The organism is Candidatus Hydrogenedentota bacterium (genome assembly GCA_035416745.1).
Taxonomy (GTDB): Bacteria; Hydrogenedentota; Hydrogenedentia; order Hydrogenedentales; family SLHB01; genus UBA2224.
In genome coordinates this window covers 1-3,914 of the sequence record DAOLNV010000104.1, presented here as the reverse complement: position 1 = coordinate 3,914, position 3,914 = coordinate 1, and the positions used below count along the sequence as shown (strand labels likewise).

Genomic DNA, 3,914 nt, shown 5'->3' with positions numbered 1-3,914 from the left:
CTCGTGCTTCTGATAATCACTCTGGTACAATTCAACGGTCTCAAGAACCGTATCCCGGCTGTATAGCGAGCCGGGGACAAGGCATTGCGCGGACTCCGAGGGCTGGGAAGGCGCTTCGCGGAGGAGTGCGGGATCGCGCTTGCTTCCCTGGAATCGCGGGGTCTGCGTGGAGTTTCTGCGCCGTGGACTGTGATGATTCTCGCCATTGCCACACGAGTGAAACAGCCAGCCGCGCCCGCGCGGTGTCCGCCTCTCAGACCGCGGAATGTACCGAAGACCGCGTGAGCGCGAAGCCGGCGCCTGCAACGCCGCGCCCCGGCCATACCCGGTGGGTGTTGAGCGCCGTGGCGGGGATTGCGCTGCTGACCACCCTGGTTCTGGGCTGGCGCGGATTGCCCGACGTGCCTATGTGCTGGTTCCATTCGATGACGGGGTTGCCGTGCCCTGGATGCGGCCTGACACGGTCCGTTCTTGCCATCGGGAGCGGCGAGTTTGCCGGAGCCTGGCACTTCAATCCTTTCGGTTACGTGGTCTACGGCATTCTTGTTGTGTTACTGCTGTTGCCGATCCTGGCGCGCGTTGCGCCGAGGCCGGCCGCGTTCATCGAGAGTTCCTGGTTCATCAACACATTTGTGGCGGTGAACGTCGCGGGATTAGTGGTGTTCGGGCTTGCACGGCTCGCGCTTCATTGGGGATGAAAGGCCGCGGCTCTCCCCGAGGTCCGCGATGCCGCGCAACGATAGAAAACAGGTTCTCTGTTCGAGATACCAACCGTATCCGAGGAGCGGCTCATGAAGCTGTATAGCCTTTTGATGAGTCTGTGCATTATCGCTTCCGCGCCCGTCTGGGCCGCCGGACCGGCTGCGCCAACGTTCCAGGAACTGATGGACCCGGCCCTGTTTCCCGAGCCCCAGCGCGGGATGGAGGTGATTTCCGGCACGGCCCGCGGCGGCGACGTGGAGACCGTCACGACGGGGGCAAAATTCACGGTACAGGCGCAATCCGGCGACATCGTCTGCCGCCAAGGCATCGGCCACGAGCGCGAGGTCGCCGTGCTGCACCTCGGACGGCCTCTCGATGGGGTGCGGGTCACGCATTCGGGCCCGGGATTCGTGCGTATCGTTGCGGAAAACCCTCAACTGGTCATCCGAATAAATGGTGACTCGCTTCTCATGCTTCATACGGCCGGACCACTGGAAGCGGCCATCGAACGCAAGATCCCGGCCGGGTGGCACGCTTCGTACGAGAACAACCATCTCATCGCCGATGAATGGGGCGCGTTCGGGCTGTATTGCTCGGACATTACCGTCAAAGACGGTTTTGATCCTTATCCGGCTACGGTGGCGACCTATCCTCTGCCGCCGGACGCCGTGCTGTGGCTGGGGGTATGTCCGCCAAAACCATATCCCTGGGAACGGTCGTTCAAGGACCAGGTGGTCTGGCATTGGTCGAACGAAACAGGCTACCCACCCGATGACGCTCTCCGGGCCTGGAAGGAATACGGCAACATCGTGCTGCTTCAATCAGAAGTGATGCTGTGGAAAGACTGGAACCTGGATTTCGAGCCCCGCCACGGCCCGGAAGAGTTCGCGCGCGTGCGCAAAATCCTTCACGACCAGGGGATGCGCTTCATCGTTTACACCAGCCCCTACTATTTTCTCAAGGGCACGCCAATCGAGCCGGCCGCGTTCAATTCCTTCGAGAATTTCAAGGGCTGGCCGCCTGGATGGGCTACGGGCGAGAATATGGAATTGTTCATGGCCGCCATCACGAGAGTCATGACCGGCCACAAGCCCGACGGCCTCTATTTCGACGGGCAGTATATCCAGAACCCGGCCGCACTGTATGCCCTTGCCCGGCGCACCCGGGCGCTCATCGGCGAGGACGGCATCCTCGAGTGGCACTCGACCGCCGCGCTCGGCAGCGGGCACTGTTATTTGCCGCAGGCCGATGCCTACGTGGATTTTATCCTTCGTGGCGAGGGATGCGCGAGTGCGTACGGGGATTTCGAATACCTGCGTTACTTCGTGTCCGGCTACAACATCAACAACTGCATTGGTGTGCTCTGCAACAACGGGCCGGTCGGCGTGAACCCCGAACTGGTGCGGAACGTCCTCCGGGCCAATGGACGCTTCCACGTTATCGCGAGCTGGCTGGACAAGCCGGAGTTGGTAAAGGTGCTCAAGGACGAGTACTTCCCAAGGCTGAATCCCCGCCTTCAAAGCGAAGTGGATGCCGTCATGGCCGAGCGGCAGGATAGCGTGGGGGCGCGCACCGCGGCTCTGCTGGCCGAGCAGGAGGCCTTACGCGAGCCACCCGAATGGGGCGAGCCGGTATTGAGTATCGAGTTTGACGCGATGCCTGAAGCGGAAACCGTGGTGTCGCCCGCAAACCCGTCCGCCCTGTCTATTGAGAATGGCGCGCTCACGATTTCCGCGCATGGAAACACGTACGCGTTTCTGAAGTTGCCGTTGGCCGCGACGGTCCGGGGGTTTATTGTGAAAGTCAGGCAGGGAACCGACGGGGGCCAGTCGTGGGGTCCGGGGGCGATGCTGGTATGGCCAGACGGCGGCGGCATCCGCGCCGGCACTCGGTCGGACGGGACACTCCAGTCCGACGTGTACGGACAACAGACCCACGGCGGCGAGTACGACACCGGCAAGTGGGTCTGGTTGCGGGCGCGCTGGCTGGACCGCAGGGGCGTCATCGAACGGAGCGATAACGGCCAAGACTGGCAGCGGCTCTGGACGTTTGAGCACGGCGGCGCGGGATCGGGCGAGACGGCAAGCCTGCTCGTAGGCAAAGTGCCCTATAACGGCGAGGCGGCAGACTACGGCGAGCCAGGCTCCGAAGGCCAGTGCGAAATCGATTTTGTGCGGGTGTACTGAGGCTGACGCAGGACAATCACGATTGGGCCAGTCGCGTCCATTCCTTCACGAACGCCTCGGGCGTCAGCCAAGGCACGCCGGCGCGCGCTTCATGAGGGGGAAAGCAGGAAATGACTGCCGCGGGGCAGCCTGCCTCGACGGCGCGTGCAATGCCTTCCTGCGTGGTTGCTTCACAGGCGCGCGGTTCCAGCAGGCACGCGGTCTTGCCGCGCGCGGTGAACCACATGGTCCATTTGCGCAACGCATCGTCGGGCAGGCCGAACTTGCGCAACAGGCGCAGGTACCGCTGCAGCAGATCCCAGGTGATCACGGGCGTGACTCTTCCATCGCGCCAGAAATCCAGGACAGCTTTTGACGCCGGCTCCATGAAAGCCCTCGCGAAAACGTCGGGCGCAAGGATGACGCGGACAGACTTAGCCATGGTCGAGTTCCTCGATGATGCGATCGATGTCCTCAACCTGCATCGATTGGCCCCGCACCGCAATCAGACTCCGCTGAAACAGCAAATCGAATCCGCCCTTGGACAGCGTGATCGCGGTATCGATCCATTCGTCGAGAATGCGGCGTCTGAACCGCCATTCCTTGCCGAGTTTCGTGCCGGGGATCTGGCCGTCCTGCGCCCACTTGTAGACCGTCTGCGGCTTGACCTTGAGATATCCTGCCACTTCTTCGACCGTCATGATTTCGTTGGAATCGTCCTGCATTGTCCGGTCAATCCTCGGCCAGGTCGCGCACCATTCCCGCCATGCCGTCCACAACCGCCTCGTAGAAATTCATGTGACTGTAGCTGCGGAAGATCTCGAATGGCGCGCCGGGACTCCCGATGAAGGGCCGGAGTGTCCACGCGCACTGTGTTCCCACAAAAGCGAATACAAACACCCACACGTAGAGGATGCGCAATGCCTGCCGCGGATATAGTGAGGACTGTTCACACATGGCCACGAGGCCGCGCCAGAGCCCGAACATGGCCCACAGTCCGCTGAATCCGAAGATCGCGACATGGAGCAGTTTCAGGAAGTTATAGCC

General features: G+C 62.0%; 5 protein-coding genes. 2 read left to right on the top strand and 3 right to left on the bottom strand.

Annotated features, from left to right (window positions below; all coding sequences use genetic code 11):
- Positions 1-182 precede the first annotated feature (182 nt).
- Both PLJ71_20290 and PLJ71_20285 read left to right on the top strand, forming a co-directional pair.
- The gene (locus tag PLJ71_20290; GenBank protein ID HQM51033.1) at positions 183-698 is read left to right on the top strand and encodes a DUF2752 domain-containing protein; all 516 of its coding nucleotides are present in this window, start codon (positions 183-185) and stop codon (positions 696-698) included.
- Between the two features lie 93 nt (positions 699-791).
- On the top strand, positions 792-2,888 hold the full coding sequence (locus PLJ71_20285) for a hypothetical protein (GenBank protein HQM51032.1): 2,097 nt from the start codon (positions 792-794) through the stop codon (positions 2,886-2,888).
- Between the two features lie 16 nt (positions 2,889-2,904).
- On the opposite strand, the gene PLJ71_20280 is transcribed toward PLJ71_20285, so the two are convergent.
- The 3 genes from PLJ71_20280 to PLJ71_20270 form a co-directional block, all read right to left on the bottom strand.
- Positions 2,905-3,309, bottom strand: a complete 405-nt coding sequence (locus PLJ71_20280; GenBank protein HQM51031.1) for a hypothetical protein — start codon at positions 3,307-3,309, stop codon at positions 2,905-2,907.
- The gene (locus PLJ71_20275) at positions 3,302-3,592 is read right to left on the bottom strand and encodes a helix-turn-helix domain-containing protein (GenBank protein HQM51030.1); all 291 of its coding nucleotides are present in this window, start codon (positions 3,590-3,592) and stop codon (positions 3,302-3,304) included. Before PLJ71_20275 ends, PLJ71_20280 begins: the two co-directional genes overlap by 8 nt.
- A gap of 7 nt (positions 3,593-3,599) precedes the next feature.
- The coding region (locus PLJ71_20270; protein HQM51029.1) for an actin-binding WH2 domain-containing protein at positions 3,600-3,914 on the bottom strand (315 nt) is incomplete at its 5' end.